Origin of the sequence: Devosia rhizoryzae, from assembly GCF_016698665.1 — a bacterium.
In the GTDB taxonomy this organism is placed as follows: Bacteria; Pseudomonadota; Alphaproteobacteria; order Rhizobiales; family Devosiaceae; genus Devosia; species Devosia rhizoryzae.
This window is the reverse complement of sequence record NZ_CP068046.1, coordinates 1148770-1171731: the sequence shown is the minus strand read 5'-3', so window position 1 is coordinate 1171731 and position 22962 is coordinate 1148770. Positions and strand designations below refer to the sequence as shown.

The window sequence follows — 22962 nt, the reverse complement described above, 5'->3', positions numbered from 1 at the left end:
TGACCCAAATGAACCCCGCGATCGGCGTCTGCTACTACCCTGAACACTGGCCCGAGGACTGGTGGGAAAGCGACGCCGCACGCATGGCCGAGGTCGGGATCAAGGTCGTGCGGATCGGCGAGTTCGCTTGGTCAAAGCTCGAGCCGACGCCGGGCGACCTGCAGCTCGACTGGATGATCCGCGCCATGGATGTGCTGGGCCGTCAGGGCCTCCAGGTCATCGTCGGCACACCTACCGCTACGCCTCCGCGCTGGATGATCGACAAGCATCCGGACATGCTCGCGGTCGATGCGCAGGGCCGGCGGAAGGGGTTTGGCTCACGCCGCCACTACGACTTCTCCCATCTCGGCTATCGCGAAGAGTCCGCCCGCATCACTCGCATTCTGTCAGATGCGTTGAGCGACCACCCTGCCCTCGGCGGCTGGCAGACCGACAATGAATATGGGTGCCACGGCACCACCTATTCATATTCGCCGGCGGCCCTGGACGGCTTCCGGCTTTGGCTCGAAAACAAGTACGGGACGATCGCGGCGCTGAACCAGGCCTGGGGCACGGTGTTCTGGTCGATGGACTACAATAGGTTCGATCAGATCGAGCTGCCAAACCTGACTGTCACCGAAGTCCTGCCGATCCATGATCTCGACTTCCGGCGCTATAGCTCCGATCAGGTCGCAGCCTTCAACAAGGTTCAGTACGACATCCTCAAGGCGGCGCGTCCCGACCTTCCGGTGATCCACAATTTCATGAGCCGCTACACCGAGTTCGACCATTACGACGTGGCCGAAACCCTCGATGTCGCCAGCTGGGACTCCTATCCGATCGGCCACTTGGCGGTGAGCGACGAACCGGAAGAAACCAAGCGCGCCTATCTGCGCCAGGGCGATCCGGACAACGCCGCCTTTCATCACGACCATTATCGAACCGTTGGCCACGGCCGCTGGTGGATCATGGAACAGCAGCCCGGCCCGGTAAATTGGGCGCAAGCCAACCCCGATCCCCTGCCCGGCATGGCCCGGCTTTGGGCATGGGAGGCCTTTGCGCACGGCGCGGAAGTGGTCTCCTATTTCCGCTGGCGTCAGGCGCCCTTTGCACAAGAACAAATGCATGCGGGTCTGCACCGTCCCGATCGCGAGCCGGCTCCTGCTTATTTCGAGGCTAAGCAGGTCGCCGAAGAACTTGCCGCCACCGGCATTGGCGGCACGGCTGCCAAGGGCCGCATTGCGTTGGTGTTCGACTATCAGAGCGAATGGGCTTGGGATGTCCAGCCGCAAGCAGCAGGCTTCAAGCACGGCACCCATGTGCGGGCCCTTTACGCCGCCTTCCGCAAGCACGGGCTCGACGTGGAGATCCTGTCTCCCAAGACCAAGACCTTCGACGGCTTCGACATCGTTGCCATCCCGGGGCTTTTTGCCTGGACCGACGAACTGCGCGAAGCAATCAGCGATTTCGATGGTCATCTACTGCTCGGCCCGCGGACGGGATCGAAGACGCAGAATTTCTCGTTCCCCGCGCGGCTCGGGCCTGATCTTCCGCAGAACCTGCTCGACCTCAAGGTCTCCCGCGTCGATAGCCTTCCGCCTGGCATCGAAGTGCCTGTAAAGGGCGGCGGCTCAGCCCGCCTCTGGCGCGAAAAGATCGAGGGCGGTGCCGAAGTCGTCATGGAAGATGTCGAAGGCGTGCCCGTGCTGGTCTCGCAGGGCAAGGTCTTCTATCTCACCGCCAGCGGCGATCGGGCGCTGATGCAGCGCGTCGCCGATTACCTCATCGCCGAGGCCAACATGCCGGTCCTGACAATTCCGGCAGGCGTTCGCTGCCGCGTCCGCGGCGGCTTCCGCATCTATGTCAACTACGGTGCCACCGCCCAAATGCTGACCAAGGCAGATGACGAAACCGCCTATGTCGTCGGCGGCGCAGACATCCCTGCGGCGGGCGTTACCGTGGTGAAACTCGCCACGGCCGGGTAGAATTAGGGATTGCCGGGCGGACGTCAAACCGCCCGGTATTCTGGTCCCAATTCAGCCAGTGCACTCCGCCGTAGCGGAGTTTGGACGGACCGATAAAGACACCATCCTTATTGCAATTTGCCGGTGCATATACGCGGGCAATCACCAGGTCATGCGTGCCGCAATCCTCGGCAAAGGCCGCAGCATTGGCAACGATCGCAATCGAATAATCCGGCGTCCGCACGATGCAGCCAAGACTGTCGCACCGCGCGCCGCTATGCACCGCGGCGATTTTTGTCTGGTAGTTCTGGCTCCAGACGTCGACAGCGAAACTTCCAGTCCGGCCCGTCGCCAGCGCCATGCCGTCTCCATCCCGAACCGCAACTGCTTGCGTCGTGTCCGAGATCAGGACGTCGGGACGGGAATCGAAACCCAAGATCAGGATAAGCGCGGCCGCCACGACCGGACCCAGTAGGCGCCACCGGTTTTCGAAAAAGGAAAACCACGCGAGGGCGCCAAGGCCACAGACAAGCGTCCAACCGGAAAGTAGCGGGTTACCGGTTATGCCCGCGCTCCAGCCGGCTACCAGTTCAGCAACATCGACCATCCGGTCGATACCCCATCCCATGAGCAGTAGAGCCGGTGCTTCAAGGTTAAACGGCATCAGCAGCACGGAAAGAGCGCCAAAGGGCATGATCACCAGCCCAACGAAAGGCAGGGCCAGCACATTGCCCACGACGCTCAGCGGCGATGTTTGCTGGAAGTGATGGGCCGAAAACAGAAGCGTAGCCGCGCCCGCGATGAGGCTCGTCCAACCCGTGGCCGCCACGGTCCGGGCCAGCCGGCCAACGCCACCGCCCGCGGCATTTCCCCAGCGCTGTGGCATTTCATAAATACCAATCAGCCCGACCACGGCGGCGAACGACAGCTGAAAGCTGGGGCGGAAGACACTGGCCGGATCGATCAAAATGATCAGGATCGCCGCAATCGCAACATTGCGCATGGTCAACGCCAGGCGACCCGCAAGCACGGCACCAAAGATCAGCGCCAGCATCAACGTCGATCGAAATGCTGGCACGTTGTCCACTCCGCCTGCCAGTAGCAGGTAGAGAAACGCTGCGATAATGCCCGCAACTGCGGCGATGTGCTTTGCCGGCCAACTCACCAGCAGCGGTACCGAAGCCAGCAATAGGCGAACCAACCAGAACACGCCGCCGGCGACGATCGACAAATGCAGACCAGAGATAGAATAGATATGTGCAAGGCCCGAAGCAGCCATCACGTCCCGGATTTCGTCGCTGATGCCGCTCTGATCACCCACCACCATGGCCTTGCCAATTGCAGCAGTATCGTCTTCGAGCACAGCATCGATGCGTGCCGCTATACGGTCGCGCAGCGCTTGTACCTGCCGGCCCAGATTGACCGTCTCCCCTTCCTTGATCCGCTCCACAGAGCCGGTCGCCGATCCATAAGCGCCGATGCCGATAAAGTAGGAATGGAACTGGCTATCATGCGCCCCGGGCAAGACTGGCCCGGGGATGGGAGCCAGCCGAAGTTCTGCCCGCATTCGGTCGCCGGGCTGAAGATCGACATCGGCAGGCAAGAGCAACCGCGCGCGCCGGATATCGATAGGTCGCGAGTCTCCGATCGGTACAAGATTTGAGGCCACCAGCCGCCGCTCCTCGCCATCCGAGGAAATGATCTCGTCGACCTGCGCCTCGTAAATGCCATAGGCCGGATAGGCGAGCATGGATGTGCCAAATAAGGCGGCATGGATCGGCAGCAGACAGAAGCCGAGCCAGAGCGCCGCGAGCTGCGTTGCCCATCGGAGCTGGTTCAATGACCGCTGCCAGAGAGCCAACGCCAAGCTGCCCAGCATTAGTGCTGTGCCAAGCGCAAAGAGCTCCGGGGCAGGCTCAGCGGGTAGCACGGCATAGATCGTCAGTCCGGCGATAAGGCTGAACGGCAGCAGAACAAAAAGACGGCGATTATCCGTTGCCGTGAGGATCGCCTGGCGAACACTTCGGGACAAGCTCCAGACTGGCGAAGCGGCCACGGCGTTCGGCGGCCATTGTTGGCGTGCCGGGCTGACCGCACTTCCCAATGTCTGCTCGCTCGCCACGCACGCCCCCGCCCTTGCGCTCACTCCCGCCTATGCTACACACGGGCCGCCCATCCTCATATCCCCGGTTTTCTATGTCTCAGGTCGTCACCCGTTTTGCTCCGTCCCCCACCGGGTACCTCCATATCGGCGGCGCTCGCACGGCCCTGTTCAGCTGGGCCTACGCCCAGAACCAGGGCGGCAAGATGCTGTTGCGCATCGAAGACACGGATCGCGAACGCTCGACCGAAGCCGCCGTTACCGCACTGATCGATGGGCTAAAATGGCTCGGGCTCCACTGGGATGGCGAGCCGATCAGCCAGTTCGGCCGCGCCTCGCGTCACGCTGAAGTCGCCCACGAGCTGGTCAAAATCGGCCACGCCTACTACTGCTACTGTTCACCGCAAGAACTCGACCAGATGCGCGAGGAAGCACGCGCTGCCGGTAAGCCGCCGCGTTACAATGGTTACTGGCGCGACCGCGACCCGTCCGAGGCTCCGGAGGGGGTATCGCCGGTGATCCGCATCAAGTCGCCGCTGTCCGGAGAGATCGTCGTCCATGACCACGTCCAAGGCGACGTCGTGTTCAAGACCGAAAACCTCGACGACTTCATCATCCTTCGCTCGGACGGCACGCCGACCTACATGCATGCTGTAGTCGTCGACGACCACGACATGGGCGTCACGCATATCATTCGCGGCGACGACCACCTGACCAATGCCGCCCGCCAGATCGTCATCTACAACGCCATGGGCTGGACCGTGCCGGAGATGGCGCATATTCCGCTGATCCACGGCCCAGATGGCGCCAAGCTCTCCAAGCGCCATGGCGCCCTCGGCGTCGAAGCCTACCGGCAGATGGGCTATCTGCCTGAAGCGGTGCGCAACTACCTGGCACGCCTCGGCTGGAGCCATGGCGACGAAGAAATCTTCTCGACCCAGCAGATGGTCGAGTGGTTCAGCCTTGAAGCCCTCAACAAGGGTGCGGCTCGCTTCGATTTCGTCAAACTCGAAAACATCAACGGCCACTACATCCGCGAAGCCGACCCGGCCTATCTTTACCAAATAATGGTCGATACCGCTCGCGAAGTTGGCCGCGACACCGACGTCGAAGGTCTCACCGCCAACCACAACACCGTGCTGGCCGCCCTGCCCGAGTTGCAGCCGCGTGCCAAGACGGTGCTGGAACTGATCGATCTTGCACAGTTCATCTACGCTCTGCGTCCGATCCAGCCAGATGCTGCGGCAGCCGCACTGTTGACCGATGACAGCCGCGCCGTTCTGCGCAGCGTTGCTGAAACGTTAGGGGGTCTTGCCGAATGGTCAGTGCCTGCGATCGACAGCGCCATGCGTGTGCTTGCTGAAGAAAAAGGGCTCAAGCTCGGCAAGCTGGCCCAGCCGCTGCGCGCAGCGCTCACCGGACGCACCGTATCTCCGGGCATTTTCGAAGTCATGGTGCTGATCGGCCGTGAGGAAAGCCTCGCCCGACTCGCCGATCAAACCGCTGCCTGAGCAGTCAGATGGTGAAGCGGCACTGGGCGGCCGATAGATAAGTCGTACTTACCTATCGGTTGCTTGGTGAGGCTAAGACCTGATACCTCTCAACGCGATAATCGGCGCTTTTCAGCGCCGGCCGGCGCCCGGACACATCTGTCCTTCCTCGGGCGCCTGGGGCAAGCGAGGAGAGCTCAATGACCGATAAAGTCGCCAAACTCGTCATCGGTGACCAGACGCATGAATTCCCGATCCTGAGTGGTTCGGTGGGTCCAGACGTGATGGACATCCGATCGCTTTACGCCAAGACGGGGCTGTTTACCTACGACCCGGGCTTCACCTCGACCGCTGCCTGCGACAGCGCCATCACCTATATCGATGGCGACAAGGGCGAGCTTCTCTATCGCGGTTACCCAATCGAGCAACTGGCCGAAAGCTCCAACTACCTCGAAGTCTGCTATCTGCTGCTCTATGGCGAACTTCCCGACGCCAAGACCTTCAAGGACTTCGAGCAGTTGGTGACGCGCCACACCATGGTGCACGAGCAGATGCACTACTTCTATCGCGGCTTCCGTCGCGATGCGCACCCAATGGCCATCATGACCGGTGTGGTCGGCGCCATGGCGGCATTCTACCACGACTCGACCGACATCAACGATCCGCAGCAGCGCGAGATCGCTTCGATCCGCATGATCGCCAAGATGCCGACGATTGCGGCCATGGCCTATAAATATTCGGTGGGCCAGCCCTTCGTTTATCCGCGCAACGATCTCGATTACGCGTCCAATTTCCTCCACATGTGCTTCTCGGTGCCGGCAGAGGAATACAAAGTCGATCCCAAGATCGCCCGCGCCATGGACCTGATCTTCACGCTCCATGCCGATCACGAACAGAACGCTTCGACCTCGACTGTGCGCTTATCAGGCTCCTCGGACGCTAACCCGTTCGCCTGTATCGCTGCCGGCGTGGCCTGCCTCTGGGGTCCGGCGCATGGGGGCGCAAACGAAGCGGCCCTCAACATGCTGCGCCAGATCGGGACCGTCGATCGCATTCCCGAGTTCATTGCCCGCGCCAAGGACAAGAACGACCCGTTCCGCCTCATGGGTTTCGGGCACCGGGTCTACAAGAACTTCGATCCACGCGCCAAGGTTATGCAGCAGACGGCGAAGGAAGTGCTGGGCATCCTGGGTGTCGAGAACAACCCGACCCTTCAGGTGGCGCAGGAGCTCGAACGCATTGCGCTTGAGGATCAGTATTTCATTGATCGCAAGCTCTACCCCAATGTCGATTTCTACTCGGGCGTGATCCTGGACGCGATCGGCTTCCCGACGTCCATGTTCACGGTTCTCTTCGCTGTGGCCCGCACCGTTGGATGGATCTCGCAGTGGAAGGAAATGATCGGCGATCCGCAAAAGAAGATCGGCCGTCCGCGCCAGCTTTATAACGGCGCCGTCGCGCGCGACTACGAGCCGATCAGCAGCCGCTGATTGCGCCAAAGGGCGAGGACCTGCTCCGCCGGGTCCTCTCTCTCATGAGGCGGCTGACCCGCTTCCATCAACATCGCAAGCTCGCCAAAGGCATCCACCTGCGCCTGGCGAGCTTTTTTGTTGGCTATAAGATCGAGTGCAGCCGCGGCAACGCGTTGGCTGTTGACCGTGCCAGACACGAATTCAGGCACGACAGTGCGGCTCAAGATGATGTTTGGAAGCGACACCGCAGGCTGCCCAAGCCTTTCGTAAACACGAGCTTGGTGGCCGTCGAGAGCGTAGATCACCGCCATAGGCAACCGCGCCATGGCGAGCTCCAGGGTAACGGTCCCGGAAACACAGACGGCCGTGATCGCTTGGGCATAGAGCTCGCGCCGCTTTGATCGATCGTCTACCAACGTCACCGGAACCGCCCAGCTTTCGACTTCTCTCGCCAGCCGTGGGCGGAGGCTTGGAAGCGTCGGGATCACTAGATCCGTGATGTTTGGATTGCCCGCAAGCTCCTGCGCCAATTCCTTCAGGATCGGCAAATGGCGCCGCAATTCGCCTTCGCGGCTGCCGGGGAGCAGCACGAGCGGGCCTGCCTCCCTTGCCTGCTTGACTTCGATGGTCTCGCCTAAGGATGGGTGCCCGACATAGACGGTAGGGGGACCTCCAAGCTGCTCCATAACCGCCGGCTCGAATGGCAACACGGCAAAGACGGCGTTGAATAGTGGCTTGAGCTTGGCGGCGCGCTCCGGATTACGAGCCCAGACCGAAGGCGCCACATAGAGGATCAGCGGCTTGACATAGCCTCTCGACCTCAGGCGACGGGCGAGAAGCTTGGAAAAATCCTGCGCATCGACGAGGACGACAACATCTGGCTGAGCTTTGATTATCGCCCGAGCAGTCTGCTCAAGGCGCCACAGCAGCTTGGGCAGGTTGAGCAGCACGTCTGTGACGCCCATGACTGCAAGGTCGGACATGGGGAAAAGTGAGCGGAGCCCCTGAGCCGTAAGCTCGTCACCGCCGACGCCTGAAAGCTCGAGCGTCACCCGTTCCTTCAGGCGCCGCACAAGGTCGGCAGCGATGCGGTCGCCGGACGGCTCGCCTGCGAGAACGAAAAGACGCAGCGGCGTGCTCATCGCGCCTATTCTGTAACCTGCCCGTTGCGCGGCAGAAGAATGGGACGATCACTGGCTTCGGAGATGAAACGGACGACGTCCTGCACCAGGAAGTCGTTCTTGAACAGCTCCGCCGCGTCTTCGACCCGCTCACGCAAGGTGCCCTCGCTCGCAAAGATCTGGCGGTAGGCGGCACGCAAGCGATGGATCGCCTCGCGCTCAAAGCCGCGACGCTTGAGGCCAACAAGATTGAGGCCCGTGAGGTGAGCACGATTGCCGATGGCCATGCCATAGGGAATGACGTCGCCGTCGACCATCGATTGAGCGCCTATGAAGGCGTGCGAACCGATGCGGCTGAACTGGTGGATCACGCAAGTGCCGCCAAAAATGACATTATCGCCGACGTGAACGTGGCCGGCGATGCCGACATAGTTGGCCATGATGACATTGTTACCCAGGATGGCGTCGTGGGCGACATGGGCATTGGCCATGATCAAGCAGTCATTGCCGATCTTGGTCAGCATGCCGCCGTTCTGCGTACCGGGGTTGATGGTGACGCTCTCACGGATCGTGCAGCGTTCACCGATCTCGAGGCGTGAGTCCTCACCGTGGAACTTAAGGTCCTGAGGCTCATGGCCAACCGACGCGAAGGGAAAGATGCGCGTGCCCTTGCCGATGACTGTGTTGCCTTCGACGACAGCGTGGGAGACGAGCTCCACGTCATCGCCGAGAACGACATTAGGACCAACGATGCTGTAGGGCCCGATGCGAACGCCGCTCCCGAGCTGTGCGCTTTCCGAAATGATCGCCGTTGGATGGATAACGGGGTCGCTCAAGATTCGGCCGGCACGATCATTGCGGTGATTTCAGCCTCGGCGATGATGTTGCCGTCCACCTTTGCCGTTGCCTGGTAGCGGCCGACATTGCGGCGGCGCTGGATCTTGGCGATATGGAATTCGATCTTGTCCCCTGGACCGGCAGGCTTGCGGAACTTGGCCTTGTCAACGCCAAGCATCAGAACGATGTTTTTGCCGCCCCGATTGGAGTCATGCTTGATGACGATCGCACCGGCTGTCTGAGCCATGCCTTCGATGATGAGCACGCCCGGAAAAATCGGGTTGCCCGGAAAATGGCCGAGGAAGATGGGCTCGTTATAGGTGACGTTCTTGATGCCGACAGCCGACTCGTCGGTATCAATATCGACGATGCGGTCGATCATCAAAAAGGGATAGCGGTGTGGAAGCGCCGCGAGGATCTCGGCGATGCTCATCGCATCGAGTTCAGTCGCAGTGGCGGTGGTCTCGTTCATCCCCGCTTTTCCCCCTTTGACAGTTTCCGCATGACGGCGATTTCGCGCCAGAAGTCTCTTATATCTTGCGCCGGAGCCCCGGCAAGCTTGGAGCCGGCAGGCCAATCCTTGGTGACTGCTGCTCGGCCATGAACCACCGAGCCGGAGCCGATCGACATGTGCCCGGAGGTGCCAACACCGCCACCCACCAGGACGCCGTCGCCCAATGTGGTCGACCCCGATAATCCGCTCATGGCTGCAATCAGGCAATTTCGCCCGATGCGGCAGTTGTGGCCGATCTGAACCAGATTATCGACCTTGGTTCCGTCCCCAATCACGGTATCGCCCAAAGCGCCGCGGTCGATCGTGCTGTTTGCGCCGATCTCCACCCGGTCCTGGACAATGACACGGCCAAGCTGGGGGATCTTCCGATTGCTCCTGCCAAGATCAAGCCAGCCGAAGCCCTCGGTGCCGATCCTGACGCCGGAATGGAGCACAACCCCATTGCCGAGATGAGCACAGTCGATGGTGCAATTGGCGGCGATGGTGCAGTTACGGCCGATGGTGACGCCTGGGCCGATAACGGTGTTTGCACCAATAATGGTACCGCGGCCGATCTCGACGCCAGCACCAATGACGACATTGGCGCCCAGCGTTACATCGCGCTCGATAAGCGGCTCACTCAAGTCCTGCCGAGTGGCGGCTATGATGTTGCGCGTGCTGTCCGGATAAAGGAAGTCGAGGATGTCGGCGAAGAGATTGTGCGGCTTGTCGGCTGCCACGGCGACCGTGGCGGCCGGTGCCGCCTCGCGCAGCGCAGCGGAGACCACGACAGCACCGGCAGCCGTCCGGCGCAGCCCCTCAATATAGCTGGGCTGTGCGGCTAGGCCAATTTCGTTCGGCCCGGCCAGATCGAGCTCGGCAACACCCTCGATGATAAGACCGGGATTGGTGCTCTGGGCCGCGAGATCCGGCTGCCCGACCTGTGCCAGCAAGTCGCCGAGGGCAATGGGGCCGGCAAAGCGATGAAATCGGGTGTCGACCATTGTGTCACTCAAAATACCAGAGCCGCGGCGCTACCGCCCCGCGGCTCTAAAAGGTCTGTCACGCTGCTCTTGTTAGAGCAAGGTCGAGATGGTGAACTGGAACAGCTGTGTCCGGTCGCCCGTAGACTTGTTGAGCGCGTGCGCGATATCGCCACGCAACGGCCCGAACGGTGAATCCCAGATCAGCGATGCACCGATCGAAGTGCGGAGCGGCACATCGTTGCTGGCAGCCGTCTGAAGGCCACCATTGAGGATGTCGCTGGCATCACCCACCCAGCCCGCATCGGCAAACACCGCGCCGGACAGGCCATAGTTCTCCGGCAGGCCGGGGATCGGGAACTCGATTTCGGCCGAAATGCCGGCGAACATCGTAGTACCGATGTATTCACCTGCCGCCGTCCGCGGGCCGAAGCCACGGCCTTCAAAGCCGCGCACCAGCTGCGCACCGGGCTGGAACGCTTCGACGACGTTGATGCCGCCACCATTGAGGCTGTTGATCACACCCGCCTGACCGCGAAGGCTCGCAACGATGCCGCTGTCCTGGATCACCGGGACAAAGTAACGGCCTCGCGCTTCCGACTTGATCAGGTTGTGATCCCAGCCGACATACTGCTGACTGAAGGTTGCATAAAGACCCTGGGTTGGGTTTTTGATGTCGTCGAGACCATTCCAGGTCAGCGTATAGCCGATGAACGCCTTATTGAATTCTTGGCCATCGTTGACGAAAGCAGATCGGAAAGCCGGATTACCACCAGGCCGCTGATCCTTGTCGGTGATCACCTTGCGCTCGTAGCCGCCGAAGAAGCTTGCGTTCAGCGCGCTGGTCAATGGTACGCCAAGACGCAGCTGACCGCCGGTCGATTGAGCACCGTAGAAGCTGGTGTTCGTTTCTTCGTAGATGCGGTGGTACGCATCGACGCCTGCCGCCACCTTGAGACCCATGAAACGGGGCTCGGTGAAGGAGAAATCGAAGGTCCGGCCGGACTGCGAGGCGCCAATGGCAGCACGCAGATACTGGCCACGGCCAAGGAAATTGCGCTCGGTCAGCGAGACTTCGCCAAGGATACCGTCGGTGGTCGAGTAGCCAGCCGTGGCACCATATTCACCAGTCGATTTTTCTTCGACATTGATGTTGAGCACGATCTTGTCTGGCGCGGAGCCCGGACCAGTCGAGATTTCGACCTTGGAGAAGTAATCGAGGGCTTCGATGGCCGTCCGGCCACGGATCACCATGGAGCGGTTGAAGGGGTCGCCTTCAGCAAAGTTCAGCTCACGGCGAATAACGAAATCACGCGTCTTCTGATTGCCGGTGATGTTGATGCGCTCGACATAGATGCGAGCACCCTCGTCGACCAGATAGGTGACATTGAACGTTCCAGTCGCGACATCGCGATCAAGACGAGCACGAACGTCGGCAAAGGAATAACCCTGAGCGGTAGCTTCGTAGGCCATGTCTTCGATCGAGGTCTGGAGATCCTCCATCGAGTATGTGCCACCCTGACCGGTGCGGACCGTGCTGCGCAGCACATCGGTGTTGAGGCCGTCGATGCTGGTCTCGATGCCGACATTGCCGAAGTCGTAGCGCTGGCCTTCGTTCACCGTGAAGTTGATGAAGTAGCCGTTGCGGCCAGCATCATACTCGGCAACCGAGTTGACCTGAACGTCGGGGTAGCCGCGATTGGCGTAGTACCGACGGATGATTTCGCGGTCGGCAGCGAGCTTCTGCTCGTTGTACATGTCGTCACGGAGCAGCCAGCTCAGGATGCCGGATTCCTTCGTGAGGATGGCACCCTTGAGATTGTTGGCGCCGATGGCATTGTTGCCGGTGAAGTTGATCGCGGCAATACCGGCACGATCCCCTTCAGTCACGCTGAAGATGACGCGAACACGACCATCAGCAGCCGCTTCGGTGCGGGCGGTAACCGACACGGACATGAAGCCTTCGCGGTCATAAGCCTGGCGGATGCTTTCAATGTCGGCATTGAGACGCTGCTGGGTATAGACGCCAGAAGCGGAGACATCGACCATCTTGAGAAGGTCAGCGTCGGAGAAGCGGCGATTGCCCTCGAACAGCACCGAAGCAACCAGCTGCTCCTGAGCCTGCACAGCCACGACGCCAAGAACAGGCACGCCTGCAGCCATCGGGGCAGCGCCCAGAAGGGCGATCGCGGAAACCGCGCCACGCAGCAGCTTGGTGGGGTGAGTCATATTGTTGTTTGCCTTCTGCGACCGGCTCGGAGAATCGCCATGCACAGCGCTCCCCCAAGCTAACTCCATAGGAGTGTTTTACTGTTTTTTTAACCAGGAACAAGGCGCCTTTGTCGACGCGGTTAGCAATTCCTTGGTCCTCTGGCATTCGTGCAACACCTTGCCAACCAAGGTAAACAAGGGGTTAGCGCAATATTCCGAAGTGCGCGAAAACCGTGTCATTGAACAGGGTGAATACCATCAGCCCCATCACCAGCGCAAACCCAAAACGGAAGCCCATTTCCTGAACCTTCATGCTGAGCGGCCGGCCACGAACAGCCTCGATCAGATAGTAGAGGAGATGCCCGCCATCGAGCATCGGCACCGGCAAAAGGTTGAAGATGCCGATGTTGAGCGACAGCAGGGCCATGAGGTTGATCAGCGCCACGACGCCAAGGCTTGCAACTTCCCCTGAGACTTTGGCGACTTTGACCGGACCACCCAGCTGTTCCACATCGCCGCGCCCGACGAAGAAATCGCCAAGAAAAGCCGCCGTGCGCTGGATGATGAAGCGAATCTCCTCGACGGTCATGCCGATGGCTTCGATCGGACCCGGCCGATAAAGCGTCACATCGGTTTCCGACACATCGCGGGTGACCCCGATGCGGCCGATGCGCTGGTTGTTGCCGAACCGATCCTCGACATCGACGGCCTCAGGCACCAGCGTCAGCGTCTGGGAGGCACCGTCCCGCTCCAGTTCCACGGCGACCTGCCGCTCCGGGCTGGTTGCCACATAACGCTGGAAATCTTCAAAGCCACGAACGGCATAGCCGTCCACAGCAAGGATGCGATCGCCGCTTTCGATACCGGCGGTGGCCGCAACGGATTCGGGCAGCACCTCGCCGATGACCGGCGGGATCGAATAGCGCCCATAGCCGAGCAGCAGCGCATAAAGGATCAAGAAGGTCAGGATGACATTGGCAATCGGTCCGGCGGCGACCACGGCAATGCGCTGCCACACGGACTTGTTGACGAAAAGGTGCGGCGCCAGGGCAGGATCGATCCTGGCCGAAGCTTCTGGATCCGGAACACTGGCTTCGTTCATGTCGCCCAAGAAGCGAACGTAGCCACCAAGCGGAATGGCCGAAATGCGCCAGCGCGTGCCATGCCGGTCGTTCCAGCCGACCAATTCGCGCCCGAAGCCGATCGAAAATGTCTGGATCGCCACGCCATTCCAGCGCGCTACGAGATAGTGGCCCATCTCGTGCACGAAGACGATGACGGTCAGTACCGCAAGAAACGGAACGACATAGGAGAGGAGCCAGAAGGCGAATTCGATCATCGACAATCCAGACGCTGGCGCAACCCGAAGTCGAGCAACGCTACCAATAGAGCAGCCCTTCTGCCACCGACCCGAAGCCGGCATGCAAGGCACCGACGATTACCACGACGAAGACGCCGAATGTGAGGCTATCGAGACGATCCATCAGCCCGCCATGGCCGGGGATAAGATCGCCACTGTCCTTGATGCGGAAGTGACGCTTGATGGCGCTTTCGGTGAGATCACCTGCCTGGCCCAAGATGCTGATGGCACAGGACAGGGCCAAGCCGATCCAGATCGGGGAATCGGTCAGGACGACCCACGCGATCAGCCCCGCGCCCGTACCAAGTGCGAGCCCACCCAGAGCACCAGACCAGGTCTTGGATGGAGAGATCTCGGGCGCCAGTTTTTCGCCACCGATCTGTCGCCCGGTAAAGAAGGCTGCCGAGTCGGTCATCCACACGACAGTGCCAAGGTAAACGCCGGCCAAAATCCCGGCAGTGGACGTGTTGCGGATCAGCAGCAGGGAGAGAATTAGCAGGCCGAACAACAGGATGCCTGCGGCCCGCCACAAAAAGTCTTCCCGCCCCATGGATGCCGCGACCACGAGCGCGACCCCTATGGCAGCAGCCAACCCAGCGAGGCCGAAGACCGGATAAAGCAACCCCGAAACACCGACTAGGCCGATGATGACCATGCCCCGCGGCGTCAGCGGTGCGCGGGAGACCATGGTCTCCCATTCGCGATAGGCGCCGGCATAAACCGCGCCCACGACGGCCGCAAAGAAATAGCCGCCGAAATACAAGGCGGCGACCGTCAGCGCCACGAGGACTGCCGCGGAAGCCAGGCGCGTTCCGACATCCGACCAGGAGCGGCGGGCGGCGGAGCTTGGCTCGGGAGAATTGCCCTGTGACGCGCTCACCGTCCGACTGCCTCTATACCGCCGAAACGGCGCTCTCTCGTCGAGAACGTCTCAAGCACGCGCCGGAATGTTGCCTCGTTGAAATCGGGCCAATGTTCTTCGACGAAAACGAACTCGGCATAGGCTGCTTGCCAGAGAAGGAAATTTGAAAGCCGCTGCTCGCCGCTGGTGCGGATGATGAGGTCCGGATCTGGGAGGCCGGCAGTGAAGAGCGCGTTGCCGATAGCGGCTTCATCGATCGCTTCCGGTGACAGCCGGCCGGCGGCAACTTCGCGCGCAAGATGGCGGGCAGCCTCGGCGATCTCGGCCTTGCTGCCGTAATTGAAGGCGACAACGAGGTTGAGGCCGGTATTGTGCGCCGTCTTGGCCTCGGCATCATCGATCAGCCGCACCAGGGAAGGCTCAAGGCCGCGGCGCGTGCCGATGATGCGGACTCGCACATTGTTGCGGATCAGCCGCTGCAAATCGGACGCCACGAAGCGCCGCAGCAGATTGAAGATGAATGAGATTTCGTCCGGCGGCCGGGTCCAGTTCTCAGACGAGAAACTGAAAACCGTCAGGGTGCCGACGCCGTAGTTGATGCAAAGCTCGACGAGGTTGCGGAGGGTTTTGACGCCCTCGACATGACCTTCGGTGCGTCGTTTGCCGCGCATCTTGGCCCAGCGTCCATTGCCATCCATAATGACGCCAAGGTGCAGCGGAATGCGAAGTCCGCTGCCTATGTCAGGCTTCAAACTGGTGGCGGGTTCCCCGGCCATCGACGCCCTCCCGGCGCGAGATCAGCGGGTCGTCTTAGACCTGCATGATCTCCTTTTCCTTCTGTGCCACAATGGTGTCGATCTCGCTGACCATTTCGTCGGTGGCCTTCTGCACAAGTTCGGACTGCTTCTTGACGTCGTCCTGGCTCATGTCGCCGTCCTTCTCCGCCTTTTTCAAGGCGTCCATGCCGTCGCGTCGGATGTGACGCACGGCAACGCGGGCGGCTTCGGCGTAATTGTGCGCGACCTTGGATAGTTCCTTGCGGCGCTGCTCGTTGAGCTCCGGCAGCGGCACGCGGATAATCTGGCCTTCGCCCATCGGGTTAAGGCCAAGGCCGCTATCGCGGATCGCCTTTTCCACGGCATTGGCCAGCGAGCGATCCCAGACCTGTACAGACAGCATGCGCGGCTCGGGAACGGTGACCGTGGCGACCTGGCTCAGTGGCGTGCGCGACCCATAGGCATCAACCGTCACTGGCTCCAGAAGGGTCGCACTGGCACGACCGGTGCGAAGGCCGCCCAGTTCATCCTTGAGCGAAGCGATGGTCTTTTGCATGCGCTGCTTGAGATCGTTGAGATTGTAGGCCATGGCCAGTCTCCTTCCAGTCGCTTGCCGGCTTGAAGTGCCAGCAGGTGTGTTCGTTAAAGCGGATTGCCGACGCGCGTCGAAAGGCCCCTGCCCTCCAGAACGCCAGACAGGCCCGCTTTGTCATCGAGTGCATATACGATTATCGGCATGGCGTTGTCGCGGGCAAGCGCGAATGCGGCCGTGTCCATGACCTTGAGATTTTGGCTGATGACTTCGTCATAGCTGACGGTCGTGTAACGCGTCGCGGTCGGGTCCTTCATCGGATCGGCCGTATAGACGCCGTCGACCTTGGTACCCTTGAGCACCACGTCGCATTCGAGTTCGATGGCGCGGAGCGTTGCGGCCGTATCGGTGGTGAAGAACGGATTGCCGGTGCCACCACCCAGGACGACGACGAACCCTTCCTCGAGCGCCTGCTTGGCATCGCGAGCCGTGAAGGTATCGGCGACGGAAGGCATGGTCGCCGCACTGAAGGGCTTGGACTTCATGCCTTGCCGGCTGATGGCATTGCTGAGGGCCAGCGCATTGATCATGGTGCCCAGCATGCCCATGAGATCGGCGGTGACGCGATCGGTGCCGTCAGCTGCACCAGCCATGCCGCGGAAGATGTTGCCGCCACCAACAACGATGGCGACCTGCGTTCCGGTGCGCGCGACATCGGCGATCTGCTTGGCGATGCCCTGAAGAAACGGCGGTTCGATGCCGAAGGAATTGTCTCCCGCCAGCGCCTCGCCCGAAACTTTGAGCAGTATGCGCTTATAGGCAGACGGCATCGGCAAACCCCTTAAAAAATGCTTGGAAGGCCGCCGACTCCGGAGACCGGCCGACCCTATGGCAAATCAACCCTCAACAGAAGGCGAAGATGCATAAGAAAAGAAGAGATAGTAGCGCTCGATTTTATCCCTCGGGATAAAAGAGCAGCAAGCGGGCCCGAAGGCCCGCCTGCAAAAAGCTTACTTGACGCCAGCGGTGGCAGCGACTTCGGCGGCAAAGTCGGTCTCGACCTTCTCGATGCCTTCGCCCAGAGCGTAGCGCACGAACTGGGTCAGCTTGATCGGCGCGCCGACATCCTTTTCGGCGTTCTTGATGGCGTCGACGACCTTGGTCTCGCCGTCGATCACGAACACCTGGCTGAGCAGCGTCACTTCCTCGAAGTACTTGCGCATGCGGCCTTCGACCATCTTGTCGGCGATCTCGGCGGGCTTGCCCGATTCCTTGACCTGCTCGAGAATGATGGCGCGCTCGCGGGCCACAACGTCCTGGTCCAGTTCGTCAGGCGAAATGGCCTGCGGCTGGGCAGCGGCGATGTGCATGGCAAGCTGCTTGCCGAGGGCGGAGAGAGCAGCCTTGTCGCCGGTCGATTCCAGCGCAACCAGAATGCCGATCTTGCCCATGCCGGACTTGACCGCATTGTGGATGTAGCTTTCCACGACGCCATCCGAGACCGAGATGGTCTTGGTGCGGCGCAGGTTCATGTTCTCGCCGATCTTGGCGATGGCTTCGGTCAGCTCGGCGGAAACCGAGTGGCCGGTGCCGGGGAACGGCATTTCGCCGAGCTTGACGACGTCGCCATCAGCGTCGAGGGCAAGCTTGGCAACCGAGCCGACGATGTTCTGGAACTGCTCGTTGCGGGCAACGAAATCGGTTTCCGAGTTGACTTCGACGACGGCAGCCTTGGTGCCGGCGGTGGCGACACCGACGAGACCTTCAGCGGCGACGCGATCGGCCTTCTTGGCGGCCTTGGCCAGGCCACGGGTGCGCAGCCAATCGACCGCAGCTTCCATGTCGCCATTGGTTTCGGCCAGAGCCTTCTTGCAGTCCATCATGCCGACGCCAGTCGACTCGCGGAGCTGCTTGACCATTGCAGCAGTGATTTCCATGGGTTCACCTCTTGGCGGCCCCTCGCGGAGCCACGTGTGTGTAGGGGATAGTCCGGTAGGCGGACGCGGCGTGCCTCCGCAGGAAGGCACGCCTTGACGAAAGTTAGTTGACGGCGGCTTCGCCTTCGGCCGGCAGATCTTCAGCCGGAGCTTCCGAGGAAGCGCCAAGATCGGTGCCGAGAGCGCTCGAAGAGCGGCCGATGCCGTCAAGGGCAGCGCGCGAGATCAGCGAGACATAAAGCTCGAGGGCACGTGAGGCGTCGTCGTTGCCAGGAATGGCGTAGTCGACGGTGTCCGGATCGGAGTTGGTGTCGACGATGGCGATCACCGGAATGCCGAGGCGACGGGCTTCCTTGATGGCGTTCGCTTCCTTGTTGGTGTCGATCACGAACAGGAGGCTCGGAACGTTGCCCATGTCCTTGATGCCGCCCAGGTCGCGCTCGAGGCGTTCCTGTTCACGGGACATCATCAGGCGCTCTTTCTTGGTGCGGAGCGCAAGGTCGGCTTCGCTCATCGATTCCAGTTCGCGCAGACGCGAGATGGAGTTCGAAATGGTCTGCCAGTTGGTCAGCGTGCCGCCGAGCCAACGCGAGTTGACATAGTACTGAGCCGACTGCTTGGCAGCGTCAGCGACGAGCGGGGCAGCCTGGCGCTTGGTGCCGACAAAGAGGACGCGGCCGCCATCGGCGACGGTGTCGCTGACAAGCTGAAGAGCGCGCTGCAGAGCCGGGACGGTCTGCGACAGGTCGAGGATGTGGATGTCGTTGCGAACGCCGAAAATGTGGCGTTCCATCTTCGGGTTCCAGCGATGCTTCTGGTGGCCGAAGTGCACGCCAGCTTCGAGAAGCTGACGCATGGAGAATTCTGGCAGTGCCATGATGGGCTGCTCCTTTACCGGTTGATGCCTCCACGAAGCCTTGCGACGGGTGAACCGCCACCGGATGGATTTCCGCTGGGGAAAGCCTGCTTCGTGTGTGAAATCACGTGCGGCACGATGCCGAACGCAGGGGCGATATAGGGGAAGGCTCCCCCTTTGGCAAGCCACCCTGCCTGCCACTGTCTGGGACACAGTGCCGTGAGGGACCGCCACAATCGTTAACGCGTCATGGAACCGCCTCAAACCGACTTACATTAGTCAAGCATAGACCCGCGCCAATGACGCGGGGACAGGGGTGAAAGCCCTCAAGCAGGGGAGGATGGGCTGGCCGGCTCGCCTCTCCTGCGTTTATGTTCGGCAAGCGCCTGGTTACGCGAAACGGACGTCGGTCACCCCTTCCAGTGCCTTTATACCACCCGCCACTTCGGCGGTGACATTGTATTTGCCCGCCAGCTCGATCTCGTATTCCTTTGCGCCGCCTTCGCGGATGACGACGAAATTGACCGTGCCATTGCCGCCGCGCTTGAGCTGGGCACTGGTGGGTGCCAGCGCCTTGGTGTCCGCCATAAAGATGGTGAGCTGGCGATTGATGCTTTCGGCTGCCCCCTCGATGGGCTTTGCACCATTGAGCATGAGGCTGATGCCTTCGGCACGCTCCTGGGCGCCGACTTCCAGAATGACCGAATTGCCCGGTTGCAGGATCGAGCCGAACTGGGTGATCTGCTCGGAAAAGGCGATGCACTCAAAGGTACCGCTCTGATCCGACAGGGTCAGGATCATCATCGGCGTGCCTTTACGCGTTCGCCGATCGTTACGGGACGCGATCGTGCCGGCAAGGCGCCCTGCCCCTGCCCCGTCCTTGACGGCGCGCTCGAAATCGCTCCAGCGTTGGACGCGGAGCTTTTCGAAGAGATCGGCATAGGCATCAAGCGGGTGCGCGGAGAGGTGGAAGCCGATGGCGGCCAGCTCGCGGTCGGCGCGCTCGGTGGAATTCCAGGCGGCAACACCGGTCGGCAGGCGGAACGGCTCGGGCTCGGCGGACGCAAACATGTTCCACTGGCCCTCGTTGCGTTCGCTGGTGAGCGCCTGGGCGGTGCCGATCACCGACTCCACCGCGGCAAAGGCCACTTCGCGACGCGGCACCAGGGCATCGAAGGCACCGGCATTGACCAGGGTTTCGAGGGTGCGCTTGTTGAGGACGCGCGGATCGACGCGATGGGCAAAGTCGCCGAGGTCCTTGAACGGCTTGTCGCCCCGCACTTCAACAATATGCTCGGCCATGGCCCGGCCGACGCCCTTTACCGCCGACAGACCGTAATGAATGCGGTTATCCTTGACCGAAAAGACCACTTCCGAGGTGTTGACGCAGGGCGCCACGACCTCGATGCCCTTCTTGCCGGCCTCGCGTCGGAAATCGGACAGCTTGTCGGTCTGCGCCATGTCGAGGGTCATCGAGGCGGCGTAGAATTCGTGGGGGAAATGTTCCTTGAGATAAGCCGTCTGGTAGCTCACCCAGGCATAGGCGGCGGCGTGGGATTTGTTGAAGCCGTAATTGGCGAACTTGGCCAGGAGGTCGAAGATTTCGTCGGCGAGCGACTCCTTGACGCCTTCCTTGGCGGAACCCTCCCGGAAACGGACGCGCTGGCGGTCCATCTCGGCACGGTCCTTCTTGCCCATGGCGCGGCGGAGCATGTCGGCTTCACCAAGGGAATAGCCGGATAGGAGCTGGGCGATCTGCATCACCTGCTCCTGATAGACGATGATGCCATAGGTCTCGTCGAGGACGGTCGAGAGCGTCGGATGGGGATAGGCAACATCCTCGCGGCCATGCTTTCGATCGACGAAGCTCGGAATATTGTCCATCGGACCAGGCCGATAGAGCGCGTTCATGGCGATCAGATCTTCAATGCGGTCAGGCTTGAGATCCATCAAGGCGCGCCGCATGCCGGCGGATTCAAACTGGAAGATGCCGTAGGTATCGCCACGCGCGTAGAGCTTATAGGTCGCCGCGTCCTCGATCGGGATCGCGTCGATATCGAGCGCGACACCACGCTTTTTGACCATGTCGACGGCGTAGCGGATGGTGGTCAGGGTCTTCAAACCCAAGAAGTCGAACTTTACGAGGCCCGCAGGTTCGACCCATTTGAGGTTGTACTGGGTGACCGGCATGTCGGAGCGCGGGTCGCGGTAAAGCGGCAGCAGTTCCTGGAGCGGCCGGTCGCCGATGACGATGCCGGCAGCATGGGTCGAGGCGTGGCGGAACAGCCCCTCGAGCGACTTGGCGATCTCGACCAGCTGGGCGACGGTCTCATCATCCTCCGCCATCTGCTTGAACTGCGGCACCTCGTTCATGGTGCGCTCGATCGACCAGGGATCGGCGGGATTGGCGGGAACGAGTTTGCAGATGCGGTCGACCTGGCCATAGGGCATCTGCAGCACGCGGCCAACGTCGCGCAAAACGGCGCGGGCCTGCAGCGTTCCGAAGGTGATGATCTGCGCGACTTGGCTCGTGCCGTATTTGTCCTGGACGTAGTCGATGACCTCTTCGCGCCGGTCCTGGCAGAAGTCGATGTCGAAGTCCGGCATCGAGATACGTTCTGGATTAAGGAAGCGCTCGAACAGCAGATTGTAACGAAGGGGATCGAGATCGGTGATGGTGGTGGCATAGGCCACGAGCGAGCCGGCACCCGAGCCGCGGCCGGGGCCCACGGGAATGTCATGAGCCTTGGACCATTGGATAAAATCGGCCACGATCAGGAAGTAGCCGGGAAATTTCATCTTTTCGATGACTTTGAGCTCGAAATCGAGCCGCTCGCGATATTCGATCTCGGTCTTGCCCGGGGCGATGCCGGTCGTCGCGATGCGCTTGTCGAGCCCTTCGACGGCAATGCGGCGAAGCTCGGCGGCTTCGGCAGCCACGACTTCGTCTTCAGTATCGTGCGAGCCAGCGGCGAATTTGGGCAGGATGGGCCCGCGGGTGCGTGGGCGGAAGGCGACGCGCTTGGCGATCTCGATGGTCGAGTCGAGCGCTTCCGGCAAATCCGAGAACAGCTCGACCATCTCGGCCCGGGTCTTGAAGAAATACTGATCGTTGAGCTTGCGGCGCTCGGTCTGCGCCAGCACCGACCCACCGGCAATGGCGAGCAGCGCGTCGTGGGCTTCGAATTCCTTGGCGGTCTTGAAGAAGGGCTCGTTGGTCGCGACCAGCGGAATGCCTTTGCGATAGGCGTAATCGACAAGGCGCGGCTCGACTGCCGCTTCCTGCGGGCGGCCATGGCGCTGCAGCTCGATATAGAAGCGGTCGCCGAAAAGGTCGGCCAGCCGATCGAGGCGGCGGACGGCATTGGCATCCTGCCCATGAGCGAAGGGCATGTCGATGGCGCCTTCCGGGCCGCCCGAGAGACAGATAAGGCCGGTCAAGGCATCCGGCGTCATCCAGTCGAGCTTGGCGCGGGCCAGCCCGTCATCGCTCTCCATATAGGCGCGGGAAACGAGGCGCGAAAGATTGGCAAAGCCCCCTTCCGACTGCGCCATCAGGACGATCGAGGACTTGCCGGTCCAGGCCGCATGGCCGCGTTCGCTGATCCGCTCCTCGGCGGCAGCAAAATCGACGGCAAGCTCGACGCCGATCAGCGGCTGTATGCCTTTCTTCGTCGCCTTCTCGGAAAATTCCAGCGCGCCGAAGAGATTGTTGGTGTCGGCGATGCCGAGTGCCGGCTGCTTGTCTTCGGCGGCGAGCTTCAGAATCGTTTCGAGCTGCACCGCGCCTTCGAGCAGGGAAAAGGCAGAGTGGACGTGTAGATGGATAAAGCCGGGGCCGCTCATGGAGATCTCCTGATCCGACTCTGTTGGACGGAGCGCGCCGGGTCAAACCGCGCCGCGATCAATCCACAGACAATCACGCGAGGTGGGTCAGCAGATCCATCCAGGTCAGCGAGCCGATGGTGAAGGCGCTGAGGGTAACGAA

The 22962-nt window shown here is 61.3% G+C and carries 17 protein-coding genes; 3 read left to right on the top strand and 14 right to left on the bottom strand.

The features are described 5' to 3' along the window. The first annotated feature begins 8 nt into the window (after positions 1–8). Positions 9–1964, top strand: a complete 1956-nt coding sequence (locus JI748_RS05850) for a beta-galactosidase (protein WP_201635903.1) — start codon at positions 9–11, stop codon at positions 1962–1964. Here JI748_RS05850 and JI748_RS05845 read toward each other — a convergent pair. Then, a complete protein-coding gene (locus tag JI748_RS05845; protein WP_201635901.1) occupies positions 1933–4065 on the bottom strand; it encodes a ComEC/Rec2 family competence protein in 2133 nt (710 codons plus the stop codon). The genes JI748_RS05850 and JI748_RS05845 overlap by 32 nt on opposite strands. A 74-nt stretch (positions 4066–4139) precedes the next feature. Here JI748_RS05845 and gltX point away from each other — a divergent pair, with 74 nt between their 5' ends. Both gltX and gltA read left to right on the top strand, forming a co-directional pair. Then, on the top strand, positions 4140–5555 hold the full coding sequence (gene gltX / locus JI748_RS05840) for a glutamate--tRNA ligase (RefSeq protein WP_201635899.1): 1416 nt from the start codon (positions 4140–4142) through the stop codon (positions 5553–5555). Positions 5556–5734: 179 nt separating this feature from the next. Further along, positions 5735–7024, top strand: a complete 1290-nt coding sequence (gene gltA, locus JI748_RS05835; RefSeq protein WP_201635897.1) for a citrate synthase — start codon at positions 5735–5737, stop codon at positions 7022–7024. Here the strand turns inward: gltA and JI748_RS05830 are convergent. The 13 genes from JI748_RS05830 to dnaE all read right to left on the bottom strand — a co-directional run bounded on the left by JI748_RS05830 (position 7000) and on the right by dnaE (position 22820). Next, the gene (locus JI748_RS05830; RefSeq protein ID WP_201635895.1) at positions 7000–8148 is read right to left on the bottom strand and encodes a lipid-A-disaccharide synthase; all 1149 of its coding nucleotides are present in this window, start codon (positions 8146–8148) and stop codon (positions 7000–7002) included. The genes gltA and JI748_RS05830 overlap by 25 nt on opposite strands. Positions 8149–8153: 5 nt before the next feature. After that, the gene (gene lpxA, locus JI748_RS05825) at positions 8154–8963 is read right to left on the bottom strand and encodes an acyl-ACP--UDP-N-acetylglucosamine O-acyltransferase (protein ID WP_201635893.1); all 810 of its coding nucleotides are present in this window, start codon (positions 8961–8963) and stop codon (positions 8154–8156) included. After that, on the bottom strand, positions 8960–9436 hold the full coding sequence (gene fabZ, locus JI748_RS05820) for a 3-hydroxyacyl-ACP dehydratase FabZ (RefSeq protein ID WP_201635891.1): 477 nt from the start codon (positions 9434–9436) through the stop codon (positions 8960–8962). The genes lpxA and fabZ overlap by 4 nt, the downstream gene beginning before the upstream one ends. Beyond that, the gene (lpxD, locus tag JI748_RS05815) at positions 9433–10461 is read right to left on the bottom strand and encodes a UDP-3-O-(3-hydroxymyristoyl)glucosamine N-acyltransferase (protein ID WP_201635889.1); all 1029 of its coding nucleotides are present in this window, start codon (positions 10459–10461) and stop codon (positions 9433–9435) included. The genes fabZ and lpxD overlap by 4 nt, the downstream gene beginning before the upstream one ends. Positions 10462–10533: 72 nt before the next feature. Continuing rightward, the gene (gene bamA / locus JI748_RS05810; RefSeq protein ID WP_201635887.1) at positions 10534–12669 is read right to left on the bottom strand and encodes an outer membrane protein assembly factor BamA; all 2136 of its coding nucleotides are present in this window, start codon (positions 12667–12669) and stop codon (positions 10534–10536) included. A 184-nt stretch (positions 12670–12853) separates the two neighbouring features. Further along, positions 12854–13990, bottom strand: a complete 1137-nt coding sequence (rseP, locus tag JI748_RS05805) for an RIP metalloprotease RseP (RefSeq protein WP_201635885.1) — start codon at positions 13988–13990, stop codon at positions 12854–12856. 40 nt (positions 13991–14030) lie between these two features. Next, positions 14031–14891 carry a phosphatidate cytidylyltransferase gene (locus tag JI748_RS05800; RefSeq protein ID WP_201635883.1) on the bottom strand — a complete coding sequence of 287 codons (861 nt, stop codon included), beginning with the start codon at positions 14889–14891 and terminating at the stop codon, positions 14031–14033. Then, complete coding sequence (locus JI748_RS05795) at positions 14888–15649, bottom strand: isoprenyl transferase (RefSeq protein ID WP_201635881.1); 762 nt, start codon at positions 15647–15649, stop codon at positions 14888–14890. Before JI748_RS05795 ends, JI748_RS05800 begins: the two co-directional genes overlap by 4 nt. A 34-nt stretch (positions 15650–15683) precedes the next feature. Next, positions 15684–16238: a ribosome recycling factor gene (gene frr / locus JI748_RS05790; protein ID WP_201635879.1), complete on the bottom strand. Its 555-nt coding sequence runs from the start codon at positions 16236–16238 to the stop codon at positions 15684–15686. A 53-nt stretch (positions 16239–16291) separates the two neighbouring features. Next, a complete protein-coding gene (gene pyrH / locus JI748_RS05785) occupies positions 16292–17011 on the bottom strand; it encodes a UMP kinase (RefSeq protein ID WP_201635877.1) in 720 nt (239 codons plus the stop codon). 180 nt (positions 17012–17191) lie between these two features. Beyond that, a complete protein-coding gene (gene tsf / locus JI748_RS05780) occupies positions 17192–18118 on the bottom strand; it encodes a translation elongation factor Ts (protein ID WP_201635875.1) in 927 nt (308 codons plus the stop codon). 103 nt (positions 18119–18221) lie between these two features. Beyond that, on the bottom strand, positions 18222–18995 hold the full coding sequence (rpsB, locus tag JI748_RS05775; RefSeq protein WP_201635873.1) for a 30S ribosomal protein S2: 774 nt from the start codon (positions 18993–18995) through the stop codon (positions 18222–18224). Between the two features lie 369 nt (positions 18996–19364). Then, a complete protein-coding gene (gene dnaE, locus JI748_RS05770) occupies positions 19365–22820 on the bottom strand; it encodes a DNA polymerase III subunit alpha (protein WP_201635871.1) in 3456 nt (1151 codons plus the stop codon). Positions 22821–22962 lie beyond the last annotated feature (142 nt).